This window comes from Sphaerisporangium perillae (assembly GCF_023276435.1).
GTDB classification, from domain to species: Bacteria; Actinomycetota; Actinomycetes; order Streptosporangiales; family Streptosporangiaceae; genus Sphaerisporangium; species Sphaerisporangium perillae.
Window position 1 is genome coordinate 73,744 of sequence record NZ_JALLPO010000017.1, and the last position, 18,257, is coordinate 92,000.

14 protein-coding genes are annotated in these 18,257 nt (G+C 71.4%); 9 read left to right on the forward strand and 5 right to left on the reverse strand.

All coding sequences use genetic code 11. The features are described 5' to 3' along the window. Nucleotides 1-31 precede the first annotated feature (31 nt). A complete protein-coding gene (locus MYF83_RS18200) occupies nucleotides 32-1,495 on the forward strand; it encodes a M1 family metallopeptidase (RefSeq protein WP_248961652.1) in 1,464 nt (487 codons plus the stop codon). Nucleotides 1,496-1,536: 41 nt separating this feature from the next. Here the strand turns inward: MYF83_RS18200 and ilvA are convergent, their stop codons facing one another. From ilvA to MYF83_RS18215, 3 genes are all read right to left on the reverse strand, one after another. Further along, nucleotides 1,537-2,751, reverse strand: coding sequence for a threonine ammonia-lyase (gene ilvA / locus MYF83_RS18205; RefSeq protein ID WP_248961653.1), 1,215 nt, complete (start codon nucleotides 2,749-2,751; stop codon nucleotides 1,537-1,539). 77 nt (nucleotides 2,752-2,828) lie between these two features. Beyond that, a complete protein-coding gene (locus MYF83_RS18210) occupies nucleotides 2,829-3,842 on the reverse strand; it encodes an ROK family protein (protein WP_248961654.1) in 1,014 nt (337 codons plus the stop codon). Nucleotides 3,843-4,024: 182 nt separating this feature from the next. Then, entirely contained in the window at nucleotides 4,025-5,236 is a 1,212-nt protein-coding gene (locus tag MYF83_RS18215) for an FIST signal transduction protein (protein ID WP_248961655.1), read from the reverse strand. Between the two features lie 123 nt (nucleotides 5,237-5,359). Here MYF83_RS18215 and MYF83_RS18220 point away from each other — a divergent pair, with 123 nt between their 5' ends. The 4 genes from MYF83_RS18220 to MYF83_RS18235 all read left to right on the forward strand — a co-directional run bounded on the left by MYF83_RS18220 (nucleotide 5,360) and on the right by MYF83_RS18235 (nucleotide 9,936). After that, nucleotides 5,360-6,883 (forward strand): sigma 54-interacting transcriptional regulator, encoded by a 1,524-nt coding sequence (locus MYF83_RS18220; RefSeq protein ID WP_248961656.1) that lies wholly within the window; start codon nucleotides 5,360-5,362, stop codon nucleotides 6,881-6,883. A gap of 136 nt (nucleotides 6,884-7,019) precedes the next feature. After that, entirely contained in the window at nucleotides 7,020-8,978 is a 1,959-nt protein-coding gene (locus MYF83_RS18225) for a vWA domain-containing protein (RefSeq protein ID WP_248961657.1), read from the forward strand. Between the two features lie 213 nt (nucleotides 8,979-9,191). Continuing rightward, nucleotides 9,192-9,347 (forward strand): hypothetical protein, encoded by a 156-nt coding sequence (locus MYF83_RS18230; RefSeq protein WP_248961658.1) that lies wholly within the window; start codon nucleotides 9,192-9,194, stop codon nucleotides 9,345-9,347. 157 nt (nucleotides 9,348-9,504) lie between these two features. Then, nucleotides 9,505-9,936, forward strand: coding sequence for a DUF2269 family protein (locus MYF83_RS18235; RefSeq protein ID WP_248961659.1), 432 nt, complete (start codon nucleotides 9,505-9,507; stop codon nucleotides 9,934-9,936). A gap of 85 nt (nucleotides 9,937-10,021) precedes the next feature. On the opposite strand, the gene MYF83_RS18240 is transcribed toward MYF83_RS18235, so the two are convergent. After that, nucleotides 10,022-11,167 (reverse strand): cystathionine gamma-synthase, encoded by a 1,146-nt coding sequence (locus tag MYF83_RS18240; protein ID WP_248961660.1) that lies wholly within the window; start codon nucleotides 11,165-11,167, stop codon nucleotides 10,022-10,024. A gap of 437 nt (nucleotides 11,168-11,604) precedes the next feature. Between MYF83_RS18240 and MYF83_RS18245 the strand changes: the two genes are divergently transcribed. After that, nucleotides 11,605-12,762: a sensor histidine kinase gene (locus tag MYF83_RS18245; RefSeq protein WP_248961661.1), complete on the forward strand. Its 1,158-nt coding sequence runs from the start codon at nucleotides 11,605-11,607 to the stop codon at nucleotides 12,760-12,762. A 9-nt stretch (nucleotides 12,763-12,771) separates the two neighbouring features. Here MYF83_RS18245 and MYF83_RS18250 read toward each other — a convergent pair whose 3' ends face one another. Beyond that, nucleotides 12,772-14,148: a cystathionine beta-synthase gene (locus tag MYF83_RS18250; RefSeq protein WP_248961662.1), complete on the reverse strand. Its 1,377-nt coding sequence runs from the start codon at nucleotides 14,146-14,148 to the stop codon at nucleotides 12,772-12,774. Nucleotides 14,149-14,431: 283 nt separating this feature from the next. On the opposite strand from MYF83_RS18250, the gene MYF83_RS18255 reads away from it, so the two are divergent. The 3 genes from MYF83_RS18255 (at nucleotide 14,432) to MYF83_RS18265 (ending at nucleotide 18,237) form a co-directional block, all read left to right on the forward strand. Next, entirely contained in the window at nucleotides 14,432-15,436 is a 1,005-nt protein-coding gene (locus MYF83_RS18255) for an SGNH/GDSL hydrolase family protein (RefSeq protein ID WP_248961663.1), read from the forward strand. A gap of 51 nt (nucleotides 15,437-15,487) precedes the next feature. Next, a complete protein-coding gene (locus tag MYF83_RS18260) occupies nucleotides 15,488-16,840 on the forward strand; it encodes an outer membrane protein assembly factor BamB family protein (RefSeq protein ID WP_248961664.1) in 1,353 nt (450 codons plus the stop codon). A 176-nt stretch (nucleotides 16,841-17,016) separates the two neighbouring features. Further along, nucleotides 17,017-18,237: an acetyl-CoA C-acetyltransferase gene (locus MYF83_RS18265; RefSeq protein WP_248961665.1), complete on the forward strand. Its 1,221-nt coding sequence runs from the start codon at nucleotides 17,017-17,019 to the stop codon at nucleotides 18,235-18,237. The last annotated feature ends 20 nt before the right edge of the window (nucleotides 18,238-18,257 follow it).

An 18,257-nucleotide genomic window follows, 5' to 3' on the forward strand; every position in this document is an offset into this window, starting at 1 on the left:
GACCTGGGCTTCTTCACGTAGGCTGCACGACATGCAGCTCAAGGGTCCACGGCGGCTGACGACCGCCCTGCTGTCGGTCACGGTCTTCGGGCTCAACGCCTGCTCCGCCTCGAACGGGGCGACGGCGCCGAGCGCCGCACCCGGCACGACGGGCGGCACGGCGGCCGCGCGGTCCCCGGCCTCCCAGGCGAGCACCATCGGCACGGCGGGCATCGGCGACCCCGACTTCCCCACCGACGGCAACGGCGGATACGACGTCGAGAACTACGCCCTGAAGCTCGCCTACGACCCGCCGACCCGGAAACTCTCCGGCACGGCGAGCGTCAAGGCGAGGGCCGCGCAGATCCTGTCCCGGTTCGACCTCGACCTGCACGGGCTCACCGTCAGCAAGGTGAACGTCGACGGCAGGCCCGCCAGGTTCACCCGGCAGGGTGACGAGCTGATCATCGATCCTGCCACCGCGATCGCGAAGGGCGCGATGTTCAAGGTCGCCGTCGACTACGCCGGCAGGCCCGACCCCGTCCGCAACTCCTCCAACCTCGGCACCTACGGCTTCATCCCCACCAAGGACGGCGCGTTCGTCACCAGCGAGCCCAACGGCGCCAAGACCTGGTTCCCGTGCAACGACCACCCGGCGGACAAGGCGACGTTCGACTTCGACGTCACGGTCCCCAGCGGCACGACGGTCATCGCCAACGGCGAGATGCGCGGCGCCCCGGTGACCTCCGGCGCCACCTCGACGTTCTCCTGGCGCGAGGGACACCCGATGGCGACCTACCTGGCGACGATCACGCTCGGGAAGTTCGACGTCAAGACCGGCAAGACCGCCGGCGGCATCCCGGCGTACGCCGCCACCGATCCGGCCTTCCGCAGTGACCTCGACTTCCTCTACTCGACCTCCGCCAAGGTCACCGACTACTGGTCCAAGGTCTTCGGGCCCTACCCCTTCTCCTCCACGGGCGGGGTGATCGACGACTTCTCCGCCGGTTACGCCCTGGAGAACCAGACCAAGCCGATGTACGGCGGGTTCCAGCCGGACGAGAGCATCATCGCCCACGAACTCGCCCACCAGTGGTTCGGCGACAGCGTGAGCATCACGCGATGGAAGGACCTGTGGCTCAACGAGGGCTTCGCGACCTACGCCGAGTGGCTCTGGACCGAGCACAACGGCGGCCTGAGCGCCGACAGGACCTTCACGGACTACTACTCCTCCAAAGACGCCGCCATGTGGAAGTACCCTCCCGGCGTGGCCCAGCGCGACGACCTGTTCAACACCTCGGTGTACGTCCGGGGCGCCATGACGCTGCAGGCCCTGCGCCGGCAGATCGGCGACGAGACGTTCTTCAAGCTGCTGCGCACGTGGACCGCCCAGCACAAGTACGGCAGCGCCACGACCGACCAGTTCGTCAACCTCGCCGAGAAGCTCTCCGGCCGCCAACTCGACGACCTGTTCAACGCCTGGCTCTACAAGCCCGTCCGCCCCACGCTCCAGTGATCCCCTGATCTACCCGGGCCTCGATCTCCGGCCGGCCGTGGTCAGCCGAAGATCAGTTTGTAGCCGTAGCGGCGGAGGCCGGCGAGGACCTCGTCGCAGTGGACCGGGCCCTTGGTCTCCAGGTGCAGCAGCACCTCGGCCTCGTCGAGGTGGAGCCGGGGGTCCACCCGCTCGTGGCCGACGTCGAGCACGTTGGCCCCGAGGTCGGCCAGCCGCGCGAGCAGCGTCGCCAGCGCCCCTGGGCGGTCGGGGAGCCGGAGGCGGAAGGCCAGGTAGCGTCCGGCGGCCGACAGCCCGTGCCGCAGCACCCGCGACAGCAGCAGCGGGTCGATGTTTCCGCCGGACAGCACCACGACCACCGGCGGCTCGAACGCGTGGGGCCAGTCGAGCAGCGCCGCGACCCCGGCCACGCCGGCGGGCTCGACCACGAGCTTCGTGCGCTCCAGGCAGAGCAGCAGGGCTCGCGACAGCGTCTCCTCCGAGACGGTGACCACGCTGTCCACCAGGTAGTGGATCATCTCGAACGTGGTGTCGCCGGGACGGCCGACGGCGATGCCGTCCGCCATGGTGGACGCCGGCTCCACCATGACCGGGTGCCCGGCGGCGAGCGAGGCCGGGTAGGCGGCGGCCCGCTCGGCCTGCACGCCCACGATCCTGACGCCCGGGCGCAGGGACTTCACCGCCAGCGCCACCCCCGCCGCGAGGCCTCCGCCGCCGACCGCGAGCGTGATCGTGCCGACCTCGGGGAGCTGGTCGAGGATCTCCAGCCCGACCGTGCCCTGGCCTGCCACGACGTCGGGGTGGTCGAAGGGGTGGATGAACACCGCGCCGGTCTCCTCGGCGTGCTGCTTGGCCGCCTCCAGCGCCTGGTCGACGGTCGCGCCCGCGAAGATCACGTCGGCGCCGTAGGCGCGGGTGGCCTCGACCTTGGGCAGCGGGGCGCCCTCGGGCATGAACACCGTGGCCTTGCACCCCAGCAGCCCCGACGCCAGCGCCACGCCCTGGGCGTGGTTGCCCGCGCTCGCCGCCACCACGCCCCGGGAGCGTTCCTCCTCGGTGAGGCGGGCGATGCGGACGTAGGCTCCCCTGACCTTGAACGAGCCGGCCCGTTGCAGGTTCTCGCACTTGAGATAGACCGGGCCGCCGATCAGCTCCGACAGCACGCGCGAATGCAGCAGCGGGGTGCGGATCACCACGTCGTCCAGCAGGTCACGGGCGGCGACCACGTCGTCGTAGGTCACCTCAGGGTGTGCCATGCCCGAAGTCTCCCACTCCCGGCCCGCCCGCGCCGCCACCGCCCCGCACCAGATCGCCGCCACCGGCACGGGACCGGTCAGGAGGGGACGGTCCAGTAGCGCTCGGGGAGAAGGATGAGGGCGGCGGCGCCGATCAGGCCGGCGTCCTGGCCGAGGTGGGCGGGGACGACGTGGACGCGCCTGGTGAACTCGAGGCGGGCGTACGCCCGCAGGGCCTCCTCCAGGGGCCCGAACAGCAGCGGACCGGCCTGCGAGAGGCCGCCGCCGATCGTCACGATGTCCAGGTCGCACAGGGCGGTGGCCGCGGCGATGCCGATGCCGAGCGCGCGGCCGGCGCGGGTGAGGGCGCGCAGGGCGATCTCGTCCCCGGCGGCGGCGTCCGCCGAGAGCTGCCGCCCGCTCGCCTGGGCGGTCTCCACGTACGGCCCCTCGGGCCGCGCCCCCGTGGCGCCGGGCACCCACCCCTGCTCCAGTGCCCAGGAGGCGAGGCCGGGACCGCGGCTGACGGCCTCCAGGCATCCCCGGCCGCCGCACTGGCATGGGGGGCCGTCGGGGTCCACCACCACGTGCCCGATGTGCCCGGCGTTTCCGGTGCCGCCGTCGATCAGCCGGCCGCCGAGTATCAGGCCGCCGCCGACGCCGGTCGAGACGACCATGCCGAGCATGTTGTCGCTGCCCTGGCCGGCGCCGCGCCAGTGCTCGGCCGCCGCCACGCAGATGGCGTCGTTGTGGACGCGCACGGGGATGCCGGGGAACCGCTCGGCGAGCTGCCTGCGCAGCGGGAAGCCGCGCCAGCCGGGCATGTTCAGCGGGGAGACGGCGCCCTCGGGCCAGGTCATCGGGCCGCCGCAGCCGACGCCCACCCCGAGCAGGCTCGTCCCAGGCCGTCGTTCGAGGACGGAGTCGATCAACCCGGCCAGGGCCTTCCACAGCGTCGCCGCGTCGCCGCCGGGCGGGGTGGCGACGCGTTCCGCGATGGTGATCTCCCCCGCGGCGCCGACCAGTCCGGCGGCGAACTTGGTGCCCCCGATGTCGACGGCCAGCACCGAACCGTGGCCGCGAACGGCCTCCCGCGCCAGGTCACGCGCCACTGACCACGCTCCAAGACCTCGTACAAGCGATCACGGCGGGACCTGGAGGCGGCCCGCGCCCTTAAGGATCACACGCCCGGGACGGTAGGCAGCCCCCTCCCGCCGGACGAGACGCTCGGCCGTCCCCCTCGTCGCGACCGGCCGGACCGGGCCGGCCGGGCGTGCGCGAGGCCGGCGGACGGTCACAGGTGGCGCGCCGCCTTCTGGCCGCCGCCGGAGCCGTTCGAGCTGGAGAAGACGAGGATCGAGGCGGAGAAGCCGTGCACGTGGTTGTGCCCGGCGACCGGGCCGACCTCTCCCGCGGCGAAGAACCCCGCCATGCCGATCGGGCCGAGGGTGTCGTGCAGGGCGAGAACGTCGTGGTCGGGGCTGCCGAACATGGCGGAGCCCCTGCCGTTGCAGGAGAACAGTAAAGCTCCGTCGATGCCTCCGCGCTGCTCCGCGTGGGCGTCCAGCAGCTCGTACAGGTCCTCGTCGGCGGCCGCGGCGTCGCGGACCTGGAAGCGCACGCTCTGCCCGATGTCGAGCACGTCCCCGACGGCGACGGCCTCGCGTTCGGGATCGATGCCGAGGATGCCCCTGATGAGGAAGTCGCCGCGCTCGTGGATCTCGGCGTACTCGTCCATCGCGATGCCGATCTGCAGGCCGGAGGCGACGAGTTCCCTGTCCTCCTCGTCCAGGCCGCTGACGATGTCCTCGAGGCGGGCGAGCGCGGGCTGCCCGGCGAGCTCGAGCAGGAGGTTCTCCTCGGAGCGGGTGACGACCATGGTGGGGCCGATCGGCCGGCAGCCCTGGCTGACGACGGTGCTGACGTTCAGGGCGCCGCTCAGCATGACGCCGATCGCGCCTTCTGTGTACATCTCGCCGCCGGCGAACAGGCGGACGGACCCCTGGCCGCGCATGCCGTTGGCCAGCCCGCCGACGATCGGCAGGTCGCCGAGGACGTCGGCCGAGTGCTCGACGAAGGCGTCGGTCGGGAAGCTGTACGGGTCGGCCAGCAGGATGGCGACCTGGTCGTCGGGCGCGCGGTCGGGAAGCCCGATGATCACGAAACGGTCCTCCATGCGGAGGGTCTCCAGCACGAAGGTGGTGGCGCGCCCGCCGTCGAGGCTGGCCGCCCAGGCGCTGACCGCCGAGGTCAGCTCGACGCCCTTGCCGTCGCCGATGACGCCGGTGGCGCTGCAGCCGACGACCTGGGCCCCCGGCGCCATGCGCATGGCGCGAAGCCCGGCGCGGGTCACCTCCTCGGGATCATCGCCGCAGATGAAGAAGCACACGAGATCGGGTGGTCCCGACAGGCCGGAGAGCGCTTGGCGTACCGCGGTCTCCGCGGCGACGACCAGGTCCGAACCCACGGCGAGACCATCCGCGAACCGGCTCGTCAGCACTGCCACACGCCTCGCCTCCTCGTGTGTCGCGAGTCGTAGTGTGTCGTACGTTCGCACCCCTTAGGCGGATTCTCCCCACTACGGGAGCAACAACGCGCGCCTAGCGTCCCGCAATAGTCAAGATCCGAAATGTGCATAAGCTGCCGACACCGTCCCCCGCGACGTAGTCTCGTTCCCGTGCATGAATCGCCCACACCGCGAAGTGAAACGCCGCAAGCTCGCACTCTCCGTGAGCTGCGCGAAAGTGGACACACCTATCGCACGGTCAAGGCGGAGATCCGCGAGAATCTGCTGGCCAGATTACGCGCACGCGCGCCGAGATTCCCGGGCATCGTCGGATTCGACGACACCGTGCTGCCCCACCTCGAGCGGGCTCTGCTGGCGGGGCACGACCTGGTGCTGCTGGGCGAGCGCGGGCAGGGCAAGACCCGGCTCATCCGCACGATCACCAGCCTGCTCGACGAGTGGACCCCGGTCATCGACGGATGCGAGATCAACGACCATCCGTACGCCCCCGCGTGCGTCCGGTGCGTGAAGCTCGCCGCCGAGCGCGGCGAGGACCTCGGGGTCGCCTGGAAGCACCGCGACGACCGGTACGGCGAGAAGCTGGCCACGCCCGACACCTCGGTCGGCGACCTGATCGGCGACGTCGACCCGATCAAGATCGCCGAAGGCCGCACCCTCGGCGACCCGGAGACCGTCCACTACGGCCTGGTGCCCCGCACCAACCGGGGCGTGTTCTCGGTCAACGAGCTGCCCGACCTGGCCGAGCGCATCCAGGTGTCGCTGCTCAACGTGCTGGAGGAGCGCGACATCCAGGTGCGCGGCTACAACCTGCGGCTGCCCCTGGACATCCTGCTGATCGCCAGCGCGAACCCCGAGGACTACACCAACCGCGGCCGCATCATCACCCCGCTGAAGGACCGCTTCGGCGCCGAGATCCGCACCCACTACCCGCTCACCCTGGAGGACGAGCTCGCGCTCATCCGCCAGGAGGCGGCGCTCAACTGGCGCGAGCAGGACGCGGGTTCGGGCGACGGCGCCGCGGCCGAGCCGGCGGGCCTGAGCGCGGAGCTGCCCGAGCACCTCGTCGAGATCATCGCCCGGTTCACCCGCCTGGTCCGCGAGTCCACGGCGGTCGACTCGCGCTCGGGCGTCTCGGCCCGTTTCGCCATCGCCGCCGCCGAGACGGCGGCCGCCTCGGCGGTGCGGCGGGCGGCCCTGACCGGTGAGGAGCGCCCGGTGACCCGGGTGTGCGACCTTCCGGGAGTGGTCCCCACCCTGCGCGGCAAGGTCGAGTTCGAGGTCAGCGAGGAGGGCCGCGAGGTCGAGGTGCTCGCGCACCTGCTGCGGCGGTCCGTCGCCGAGACCTTCCGCGGCACGCTCGGCGGCATGGACCTGTCCGCGCTGCTGGACAAGTTCTCCGAAGGCGTCCAGATCGAGTCCGGCGAGCTGACGCCCGCCACCGAGCTGCTCCACCGGATCGGTCCGGTGAACGGGCTCTCCAAGATCATGTCCGCGGTGGGCATGGGAGAGGGCGACGAGTCCCCCGGGCACGCCGCCGCCGCGCTGGAGTTCGCGCTCGAAGGTCTCTACCTCATGCGGCGCCTGTCCAAGGACGAGGTCGACGGGGGCGCCGTCTACCGCACCTGAGCGTCCCGGCCTCGTGCGGGCGGCCCGCCCTCGCCGGTGGGCCGCCCGCCGGTCGTGCCCTGCTCCCCCAGCCAGGGCCCGCACCGTACCGGACGTTCCTCGCACACCGGACACACGACGATTAGGCTCACATGAGATGAGTGGCTACCGATACGGCGAGTACCACGACGGACCCGATCCGCTGGCGCCGCCGTACGACGTCCGCGCCGCGCTCGACGAGATGGGCGACGCGATCCTGTCCGGCTCCACCCCGCTGGACTCCCTGCGCGACCTGCTGAGGCGAGGCCTGCCCGGCGCCCCTGACCGGCGCGGCCTCGACGAGCTGCTCCGCGAGGTACGCCGGCGCCGCCGGGAGCTGCGCGAGAGCGGGAGCCTGGACGGCACCCTGGAACGCGCCCGGGCCCTGCTGGACAAGGCCATCGGGCAGGAGCGGGCCGAGCTGTTCCCCGACCCCTCCGACGACGCGCGGCTGCGCGAGGCCGAGCTGGACTCCGTGCCGGCCGACACCGCGAGCGCGGTGCAGCAGCTCGGGTCGTACGAATGGCGGTCGGCCGCCGCGCGCGAGACGTTCGAGGAACTGCGCGACCTGCTGCGCAGGGAGGTCCTCGACAGCCGGTTCCGCGGCATGCGCGAGGCGCTGGCGAATCCGGACCCGGAAACGATGGAGCGGGTCCGCCAGATGATGACGGATCTGAACGACATGCTGGACCGGGATGCGCGTGGCCTGCACACCCAGAACGATTTCCAGCAGTTTATGCAGAAATATGGCGATTTCTTTCCGGAGAATCCCCGGAACCTGGAAGAGCTGGTCGACATCCTCGCCCGCCGGGCCGCCGCGGCCCAGCGGATGCTCGCCTCGATGACCCCGGAGCAGCGCGAGGAGCTCCAAGGGCTGATCGACCAGACCCTCCAGCAGGCCGGTCTCGCCGAGCAGATGACCCGCCTCGGCGAGGCCCTGTACGCCCGCCGCCCCGACCTCGGCTGGGACACCCCCGAGCGGATGGACGGCGACCAGCCCCTCGGCATGGGGGACGCCGTCAGCGCCCTCGAGGAGCTGGCCGACCTCGACCGGCTGGAGCAGTCGCTCGCCCAGGACTACCCCGGAGCCACGCTCGACGACGTCGACGAGGCCGCGATCCGCCGCGCGCTCGGCCGCTCGGCGGTCGACGACCTGGAGACGCTCAAGCAGATCGAACGCGAACTGGAGCAGCAGGGCTACCTGCGCCGGCAGCGCGGCAAGCTGGAGCTCACGCCCAAGGCCGTGCGCCGGCTCGGTGAGACCGCGCTGCGCAGGGTGTTCGACTCGCTGGAGACCGGACGCCGCGGCGACCACGACCAGCGCGACGCGGGGGCGGCGGGCGAGCTGACCGGGTCCACCCGGCCGTGGCGCTTCGGCGACGAGCAGCCCATCGACGTGGTCCGCACCCTGGTCAACGGCGTGCGGCGCGGCGGGAAGGCGGACGGCGACGGCCGCGTGTCGCTGACCGTGGACGACTTCGAGGTCGCCGAGACCGAGCGGCGGACCGCCGCCGCCGTGTGCCTGCTGGTCGACCTGTCCTACTCGATGGCCCTGCGGGGCACCTGGGCGCCCGCCAAGCAGACGGCGCTCGCCCTGCAGGCGCTGGTCGCCTCGAAGTTCCCCGGGGACGCCGTCCAGATCATCGGCTTCTCCAACTACGCCCGGGTGCTGCAGCCCGAGGAGCTCGCCGGGCTCGAATGGGACATGGTCCAGGGGACCAACCTGCACCACGCGCTGCTGATCGCGGGTCGTCACCTCGACCGGCACCCGGACTTCGAGCCCGTGGTGCTGGTCGTCACCGACGGCGAGCCCACCGCCCACCTCATGCGCAACGGCCGCTACTGGTTCGAGTGGCCGCCTTCGCGCGAGACGCTGGAGCTCACGCTGGCCGAGGTGGACAAGATGACCCGGCGCCGGGCGACGCTCAACGTGTTCATGCTGGCCACCGACGAGCGGCTGAAGGAGTTCGTGGACGAGGTCGCCCGCCGCAACGGCGGCCGGGTCTTCTCGCCCAGCGCCGACCGCCTCGGCGAGTACGTCGTCAGCGACTTCCTGCGGGCGCGCCGCTCCCGCTGACCAAGGATGCCCCCGGAACCGGTCTGCGGACCGGTTTAGGGGGTATGTCCATATCCTGACTCGGCTCTCTCAGGAATGGGCCGCGGTATTCCCGTTCGGCTCGTTAATCGCTTGCCGATCGATATGCAATCTCGGAGGATATTCATAGGGGGTGTCCGACAGCAATCCGCAAAACAGCCGGCGGATCCGTCCTGTCCCGGGAAGGAGAGTGCAATGTTCGCGGCAGTCGCTCTCCTGGTCGTGATGATCCTCACGGTGGCGATGTTCGAGCTCACCGTGAACAACCGTCATGCCAAGCCGGTCATCAGCGAGCCGGACGCATGCCCTGAGGAGACCGCCCAGGGCGCCCCAGAAGCCCCCAAAGCCTGACCCCGCCTCCTCGGGACACCCCCGCCCGTCCCGGAGGCGCAGGCCGGGCGCTCGGCGCCTCTCCCGAGTCCCCGCAAAGCCTGGGACCTGTCATGATTGCGTACGGCCACCGCACGGGCGGTTCCCGGCTGATCACGGAGACGATAGCCTCGGCGGCATGTCGTTCCTCGACAAGCTCCTGCTGTGGCTGCACATCGGCTTCGCGATCTTCGCGATCGGACCGGTGACCGGCGCCACCATGTTCACTCCGCGATACATCCGGGCCAAGGACGCCGGTGTGCTGCGCTATCTGCACCGCACCACGCGCATCTTCGGCATCCTCACCCTCGGCGTCTTCCTGTTCGGCCTCGCCCTCGGCGGCAGCGCGCTGGGCAAGCCCTACCTGTCGATCTCGATGACGCTGTTCATCGTGGCGGCGGTGCTCCTGGTCATCATCGAACGCGACCAGCGCGCCGCCGTCCGTGTGCTCGCCAACGAGACGCCCGAGGACGACGCCAAGGTCCAGACCGGCCGCATCGCCACCCTCTCCTCGATCATGGCGCTCATCTGGCTCGTGATCCTGGTGCTGATGGTCTGGTTCAACCCCTGACGCCGCCGGCGGCCGGCCGGGGCCGGCCGCACGTGCCGAGGATCCCCTGCGGCAGAGGATCCTCCGGCACCGGCCGTCCAGGCCCCTAGGACTCCAGGGCCTGCGTCAGGTCCGCGAGCAGGTCGCCGGCCGTCTCGATGCCGACCGACAGGCGCACCAGGTCGGACGGCACCTCCAGGGGCGAGCCCGCCGCCGACGCGTGCGTCATGCGCCCGGGGTGCTCGATCAGCGACTCCACGCCGCCGAGCGACTCGCCCAGCGTGAACAGCTGGGCCCGGTCGCAGATCTCGACCGCCTCGGCCTCGCCTCCGGCGACGCGGAACGACACCATGCCGCCGAACCGCCTCATCTGCTTGGCCGCCACCTCGTGGCCGGGGTGGCTCGCCAGCCCCGGATAGAGGACCTCGATGACCCGGGGGTGCGACAACAGCAGGTCGACGACCCGCTCCGCGTTGTCGCAGTGGCGTTCCATGCGCAGCGCCAGCGTCTTGATGCCGCGCAGCGTCAGCCAGGCGTCGAACGGGCCCGCGATGGCCCCCATGGCGTTCTGGTGGTAGGCCAGCTCCTCGCCGAGGTCGCGGTCGCGGGCCACCAGCGCGCCGCCGACCACGTCGGAGTGCCCGCCGACGTACTTGGTGGTCGAGTGGATGACCACGTCGGCCCCGAGCGCGAGCGGCTGCTGCAGGTACGGCGAGGCGAAGGTGTTGTCCACCACCAGCCGCGCGTCCGCCTGGTGCGCGATGGAGGCCAGCGCCTCGATGTCGGCGATGTTCAGCAGCGGGTTGGTCGGGGTCTCCACCCAGATGGCCTTGGTGGTCTCGGGACGGACCGCCGCGCGCACCGCGTCCAGGTCGCCCAGCGGCACCGGGTCGAAGTGCAGGCCCCAGCGCTCCAGCACCTTGGCGAACAGCCGGTAGGTGCCGCCGTAGGCGTCGTCGGGGATGATGACGTGGTCGCCCGGCCGGCACACCGTGCGCAGCAGAGCGTCCTCGGCGGCCAGGCCGGAGGCGAACGCCAGCCCGCGCGTCCCTCCCTCGATGGCGGCCAGGCACTCCTCCAGAGCGGTCCTGGTCGGGTTGGCGGAACGGCTGTACTCGTATCCCGACCGCAAACCTCCGACGCCGTCCTGCTTGTAGGTGGACACGGCGTATATCGGGGGCACTACCGCACCGGTCTGCGGGTCGGCCTCCTGGCCTGCGTGAATGGCCAGGGTCTCAAAGCCTTCAATCATGGCTTCACGGTATCGCCCTTCCAGAGGACGAAACCGCACCCGGGGACTACCGCCACAGGACGAGACCGGGATCAGTCCGTCGTCCGATGGCAGCGGCCTCGCGCACCCCTAGTGTCGGCCATGAGCCTCCTCGCGGCAGGGCGCCGCGACTCCGGCTTCACCGCACGACCGGACACCCGCCTGGCGCGGGTGCGCGGGCCGGCGACACCACCTCACGGCTCCGGGCGCATGGACCCCCACCTTCACGCCCGGATGGCCCCGGCCGCACGAAAAGGGGCCCCCTACTTTCCAGGCGGGAGTCCCCGACCACGGTGGGCGCATCTCAGGGCCCGGGCCGTCAAGTACGCGGGCCCTGCCGGTCCGCCTTCGCTGAGCGTCGGCGACTCGGCCGAACGGCCGATCCCCTCGTCGCACCGGCTCGTTTAGCCTCGATGTCCGTGAGGGACAACGGACGGCTCGTCCACTGGATCCAGCGGCTCAGCGACATCTCGCTGGTCGGATTCCTGGGGTTGCTCCTTCTCGCCGACACGGCGTTGGCCGTCTCGATCCGCGGGGCGCAGTGGGCGGTCCCGTTCTGCGGGCTCATCGGCATCGGCGCCTATCTGCTGAGGCGCCGGTTCCGCGTCCAGGGCGCCGTGCTGCTCATGACGATGTCCGCGGCGGTGTCGCTCGCCATCGCCGGGGTCGGCTCGAACGGCGCTCCAGGCTTCGCCGAGACCGGAGCCCTACTACTGATCACCGTGGGAGTCCTGCGGTGGGTCCGGCCGCTGCGGACGGCCGTGCTCCTCTCGGTGCTGTCGATGATCACCCTGGAGCTGGGGAGCGTGCGCCCCCTGGACCCGTCGTCCATCGCCTTCGGGTTCCTGATGTTCGTCGCCTGGGCCGTCGCGATGGGCATCGGCAGCTACCTGCGCTACCAGCTCGAACGCCGCCAGGAGACCGTGGACGCCGTGCGGAGGGCCGAACGGCTCGAACTGGCCCGGGAGCTGCACGACCTGGTCGCCCACCACATCACCGGCATCGTCGTCCAGGCGCAGGCGGCCAGGACCGTGGCCGTGCACCAGCCCGAGGCCGTCCTGCCTTCGCTGGACGCGATCGCCGGCGCCGGGGCGGACGCGCTGACCTCCATGCGCCGCCTGGTCGGGGTCCTGCGCGCCGAGGACGACGCCTCCCGCAACGCGGGCACTACGCTCGCCGACCTGCGCGTCCTCGTCGAGCGCTTCTCGGCGGGCGGACCGCCCGTCGCCTTCGACGTGGGCCAGGGCCTGTCAGAGCTCGCACTGGCGCCCGAGGTGCTCACCACCCTGCACCGCATCCTGCAGGAGTCCCTGACGAACGTACGGCGGCACGCGCCGCACGCCGCCTGGGTGATGGCCGACCTGCGGCCGGCCGACCGGGGGGTGCTGCTCCGCGTCCGCAACCACAGGACGTCCGCGGACCCGCGCCTGTCGAGGATGGGAGGCGGGTTCGGCCTGGTGGGCATGGCCGAGCGCGTCCAGGCCCTCGGCGGGGACCTCCTCGCCGGCCCCACCCGGGACGGCGAGTGGGAGGTCCGCGCCTGGTTCCCGGTCGACCGGGCGATCACGTCGTCCTGAGCGCGCGCCTCAGATGGTCGTGCTCGCGAGGAAGGCCAGCAGGTCCTGCCGGGTGATGAGGCCGATGGGCTTGCCGTCGTCGAGGACGACCGTGGCGTCGGCCTTCTCCAGCGCCTCGATGGCCACCGAGACCGGCTCGCCCGAGCCGATCATGGGGAGCGGCGCGGACATGTGCTCCTCGATGGGGTCCTCTCCCCGGACCTTGCCCCGGTAGAGCGCCTCGAGCAGGTCGCGCTCCACGATCGAGCCGATCACCTCGGCGGCCATGACCGGAGGCTCCTCCTTCATGACAGGGAGCTGCGAGACGCCGTACTCGTGCATGATCGCGATGGCCGTGCTGACCGACTCGTGCGGGTGGGTGTGCACGAACTCGGGGAGCCCCGCCGCCTTGCGGCCGAGCACGTCGCGGACATGCCCTTCCTCGCTCGAGGAGGTCAGGAAGCCGTAGTCGGCCATCCAGTCGTCGTTGAAGATCTTCGACAGATAGCCGCGCCCGCCGTCGGGCAGCAGGACGACCACGATGTCGTCGGGCCCCGCCTCGGCCGCGACCCGCAGGGCCGCCACGACCGCCATGCCGCAGGAGCCGCCGACCAGCAGGGCCTCCTCGCGCGCGAGCCGGCGGGTCATCCCGAAGGAGTCCTTGTCGGAGACCGCGATGATGCGGTCGGCGACGGTGGTGTCGTAGGTCGCGGGCCAGATGTCCTCGCCGACGCCCTCGACCAGGTAGGGCCGCCCGGAGCCGCCGGAGTAGACCGAGCCCTCAGGGTCGGCGCCGATGACCTGCACCCGGCCGCCGGAGACCTCCTTCAGGTAGCGCCCCGTGCCGCTGATCGTGCCGCCCGTGCCGACGCCCGCGACGAAGTGCGTGATGCGCCCGTCGGTCTGCTGCCAGATCTCGGGGCCGGTCGAGAGGTAGTGGCTGTTGGGGTTCTCCGGGTTGGAGTACTGGTCGGGCTTCCAGGCGTTCGGCAGCTCGCGCGCCAGCCGGTCGGAGACCGAGTAGTAGGACTCGGGGTGGTCCGGCGAGACCGCGGTGGGGCACACCACGACCTCGGCGCCGTACGCGCGGAGCACGGCGATCTTGTCCTGGGCGACCTTGTCCGGGACGACGAACAGGCAGCGATAGCCCCTTTCCTGGGCCACGATGGCGAGCCCGATGCCGGTGTTGCCCGATGTGGGCTCGACGATCGTGCCTCCGGGCCGTAGCGCCCCGGAGCGTTCGGCCGCCTCCACCATGCGCAGCGCGATGCGGTCCTTGACCGAGCCACCCGGGTTGAAGTACTCGACCTTGGCCAGGACCTGTGCGGATATGCCGGCCGTGACCTTGCGCAGCCGTACGAGCGGGGTGTCGCCCATGAGCTCGATGAGCGAGTCGTGTACGCGCACCGGGAATAACACCTCATTTGCCGAAGCTTTGTCAGCTTGCCGATGCCGGTCCGGTGCGTGTCCGGTATCCGGCTGGTTCCAATTCCTCACCGTACCGTCACGACTACGACTCCAGGGGACGGGCCCGCGCGAGTCGGGGGCCCCTAGGAATCGACTCGGAGGCGACCATAACGCTCGGAGTCCCGGCCGGGCCGGATCCGAGGCCGAGAACGCGCTCCGGTGAGCACAAATCACGACGGGGAATCATCACGAAAGCAAGAGGATCCAGGAAGGGAAGGCGGAAGTGAACTGGACGCCCGCAACGGCACGGGCGGCTCGTCGCATCGCCACAGCGGCCGCGCTGGGCGGCGGCGGCGTGACCGCGCTCGGAGCCGCCATGTACGGTCTCCTCATCGCCGAGGCGATGCTCGCCCGTAAGATCGTCGGCCGGCCGCACGGCATGGACGGGCCCGCCTCCGATGGCATCTACGGGGAGTGGCCGAGCCACGCGGGCGAGGAGCCCGTGGTGCCGATCAGCATGGTCATGCTCGGCGATTCGACGTCCGTGGGGCTCGGGACGACCGATCCGTCCGAGACCCCCGCCGTGCTGATCGCAGGCGGCCTGGCCGCCGCCGTGGGGCGTCCGGTGCGGCTGAACGTCTTCGGCCGCTCGGGCGCGGTGTCGGCCGACCTCGGGATGCAGGTCGATCGGGCGCTCAGGGCGCGGCCCGACGTCGCGGTCATCTTCGTGGGCGCCAACGACGTGACCACCCAGACCAAGCCCGCCGACGCGGTGGGCCATCTGGGCAAGGCCGTGCGGCGGCTGCGCGAGGCCGGCGCGGAGGTCGTCGTCGGCACCTGCCCCGACCTGGGCACGATACGGCCCATCGCCCAGCCGCTCCGGTGGGTCACGCAGCGGTGGAGCCGCCAGCTCGCGGCGGCACAGACGGTCTCGGTGATCGAGGAGGGCGGGCGCACGGTGGCCTTCGCGGACATCCTCGGCCCGGAATTCGCGACATATCCGGGCGAGATGTTCGGACCCGATAGATACCACCCATCTGTCCGAGGTTACCAACGGTCCGCTTACGTAGTGCTACCTTCTGTATGCGCCGCGTTGGGGTTGGGGCCCGAGCCAGAGCCCGAGCGCGGCGAGGGATCGCAATCGATTTACCTCGCGGCGGCCAAGGCCGCGGAGGAGCCCGGCACCGAGGTCACCGCGACCCGCGTCGCCGGCCGAGCGACCGGCCCCTACGGAAGATGGGCCACGATACTTCGCCGCCGGCCGGGGGCGATGCCTCGCAGCGCCTAGATCCGGTCACCCTCCGCGACGCGGTCGTCACTCTGCCCACATTGGAGTGTAATGCCCGTGATCCGGCCTCTCGCGAAACCGGCCCTGGCGCTTGCCGGGGTGCTCACCCTCGCCGGCTGCTCCAGCAGCAAGGCGGCCAGCGAGGAGACGCACCCGACCTGGCGCAACGACGAGATCAACGCCGTCAGCCGCGCCACCGTGGCCGCCGGCGTGGCCACGGTGACCTCCATGAGGACGGACGGCACGCTGGAGACCACCGCCCTCGACCTGACCAGCGGGAAGAAGCTGTGGGCCCATCCGGCCACCATCGCCGGGCGCCTGCCCGGCATGGGGGTGCAGCCCCCCGCCGCCGTCGAGACCGGCCAGGGCCAGGGCGTCATCGCGGCCATCGACCCCGCCAAGCAAGGAAAGTGGACGGCGACCCTGGTCGCACTCGACGCGCGCACCGGGCACCGCAGATGGGCCCGCCCGGTCCACTCCACCTTCGGCCCGCAGCGGTGCGGCCCGTACATCTGCGTGTCGGAGAACACCGCGCTCGCCTCGGCCCGCATGGTCGTGCTCGACCCGCTCACCGGCAAGACCCTGTGGAAGCTCCCCGGCATCGCCGAGGTCGAGTGGTCCGACGCCGCCAGGGTCGTCATGCTGCGCATGGCCAAGCACCCCGTCCTGTCCGCCCACGACGTGAAGACCGGGGCGCAGGCGTGGCAGCTCCCGGTCGAGCAGGCGCTCAGCCCCGGCGTCGACCTGTCCGGCGGCTGGGCCTTCGGCGCCTCCGGCGGGAACCTCATCGGCTACGTCGCCCCCTACACCAACCCCAAGAAGAACAAGACCTCCTCCTTCGGCGTGTTCTCGGTGAAGCTCGCGGACGGCGCCGTCAACTGGCTGCGCCCCTCGGTCGTCCGCGTCTACCCGAGCGGGAGCCCCGGCTTCGCCCCCGTCGTGCGGCCCATCGACGAGCAGGGGCAGTACGGCGGCTTCGCCCGGCTCGACCCGGTCTCCGGGCGCGTGCTCGGGCAGATCACCGCCGACCAGGTGCCCGGCACCGGATGGTGGCTCGCCTTCCCCGGCGACATGGCGAGGCTCGGCTTCCTCAAGCCCGGCGGCTCCGGCTCCGCGTTCGACCTGGCCTCCGGGCAGTCCATCCCGGTCAAGGACCAGCGCGGCTGGTCGTTCTGCGTGACCGACCCCAAGCCGCTGCCGCTGGCCGACGGGGCCCAGGGCTTCTACGCGGTGGCGTCCCTGTGCGAGTTCGACCTGGCGACCGGCAAGCGCCTGTCCGGGGCCGGCGTCCCGCCCGCGTGGTTCACCGGGAGCCAGGACGGCTGGCGCCTCTGGCGTGACGACAAGGGCGCCGTGCACGCGGTCAGGGACGCGACCGGCAGCACTCCCGGCATGTACGGCTGACGCCTTCGACGGGTGCCCCCGTGTGCGCGCGGCACACGGTTCCATGTGCTCACCGCACATGGAACCGTGTGCCGCCGTACATAGTTCTGTTTCCAGGCGCCCCGGGGCGTGGCAAGCGGGCTACCGCGCGGTAGCCTCCGCTGGAGGGAGCCCTGCCACGAACCCAGGAGAGCCACATGCCCGAGGCAGTAATCGTCGCGACGGCACGTTCGCCGATCGGCCGAGCCTTCAAGGGGTCGCTCAAGGACATCCGTCCCGACGACCTCACCGTACAGATGATCAGAGCCGCGCTGGACAAGGTCCCGCAGCTCGACCCCAACGACGTCGACGACCTGATGCTGGGCTGCGGCCTGCCGGGCGGCGAGCAGGGGTTCAACATGGGCCGCGTGGTCTCCGTGCTGCTCGGCCTGGACGGCGTCCCCGGCACCACGGTCACCCGCTACTGCTCGTCGTCGCTGCAGACGACCCGCATGGCCTTCCACGCCATCAAGGCGGGTGAGGGGGACGTGTTCATTTCGGCCGGCGTCGAGTGCGTCTCCCGCTTCGTCAAGGGCAACTCCGACTCGCTGCCCGACACCACCAACCCCCTGTTCCTCGACGCCAAGACCCGCACGGACGCGGGCGCCCAGGGCGGCACCCCCACCTGGCACGACCCGCGCCAGGAGGGCTCGCTGCCCGACGTCTACATCGCGATGGGCCAGACCGCGGAGAACGTCGCCGGCCTCCGGGGCGTGAGCCGGCAGGAGCAGGACGAGTTCGGCGTCCGGTCGCAGAACCTCGCGGAGAAGGCCCTCGCCAACGGGTTCTGGGAGCAGGACATCACCCCGGTCACCCTCCCCGACGGCACCATCGTCAGCAAGGACGACGGCCCGAGGCCCGGCACGACCTACGAGGCCGTCTCCCAGCTCAAGCCGGTGTTCCGGCCCGACGGCACCGTCACCGCCGGCAACTGCTGCCCGCTCAACGACGGCGGCGCCGCGGTGATCGTGATGAGCGACGTGAAGGCGGCCGAGCTCGGCATCACGCCGCTGGCCCGCATCGTGTCGACCGGCGTCACCGGCCTGTCCCCCGAGATCATGGGCCTCGGCCCGGTCGAGGCGTCCCGGCAGGCGCTGCGCCGGGCCGGCATGTCGATCTCCGACGTCGACCTCGTCGAGATCAACGAGGCCTTCGCCGCCCAGGTGATCCCGTCCTACCAGGAGCTCGGCATCGACCTCGACCGGCTCAACGTCAACGGGGGCGCGATCGCCGTCGGGCACCCGTTCGGCATGACGGGCGCCCGGATCACCTCCACCCTGCTCAACGGCCTGCGCTTCCACGACAAGTCGATCGGCCTTGAGACCATGTGCGTCGGCGGCGGCCAGGGCATGGCCATGGTGCTGGAGCGCCTCGGCTGACCGTTCCCAGCCGTTCCTAG

What these genes read in the sequence shown, in the direction of transcription:
- MYF83_RS18200 (WP_248961652.1), top strand. Translation starts at nt 32, where the DNA reads ATGCAGCTCAAGGGTCCACGGCGGCTGACGACCGCCCTGCTGTCGGTC.
- ilvA (WP_248961653.1), bottom strand. Translation starts at nt 2,751, where the DNA reads ATGGCACACCCTGAGGTGACCTACGACGACGTGGTCGCCGCCCGTGAC.
- MYF83_RS18220 (WP_248961656.1), top strand. Translation starts at nt 5,360, where the DNA reads ATGTGCATAAGCTGCCGACACCGTCCCCCGCGACGTAGTCTCGTTCCC.
- MYF83_RS18225 (WP_248961657.1), top strand. Translation starts at nt 7,020, where the DNA reads ATGAGTGGCTACCGATACGGCGAGTACCACGACGGACCCGATCCGCTG.
- MYF83_RS18230 (WP_248961658.1), top strand. Translation starts at nt 9,192, where the DNA reads ATGTTCGCGGCAGTCGCTCTCCTGGTCGTGATGATCCTCACGGTGGCG.
- MYF83_RS18235 (WP_248961659.1), top strand. Translation starts at nt 9,505, where the DNA reads ATGTCGTTCCTCGACAAGCTCCTGCTGTGGCTGCACATCGGCTTCGCG.
- MYF83_RS18240 (WP_248961660.1), bottom strand. Translation starts at nt 11,167, where the DNA reads ATGATTGAAGGCTTTGAGACCCTGGCCATTCACGCAGGCCAGGAGGCC.
- MYF83_RS18260 (WP_248961664.1), top strand. Translation starts at nt 15,488, where the DNA reads ATGCCCGTGATCCGGCCTCTCGCGAAACCGGCCCTGGCGCTTGCCGGG.
- MYF83_RS18265 (WP_248961665.1), top strand. Translation starts at nt 17,017, where the DNA reads ATGCCCGAGGCAGTAATCGTCGCGACGGCACGTTCGCCGATCGGCCGA.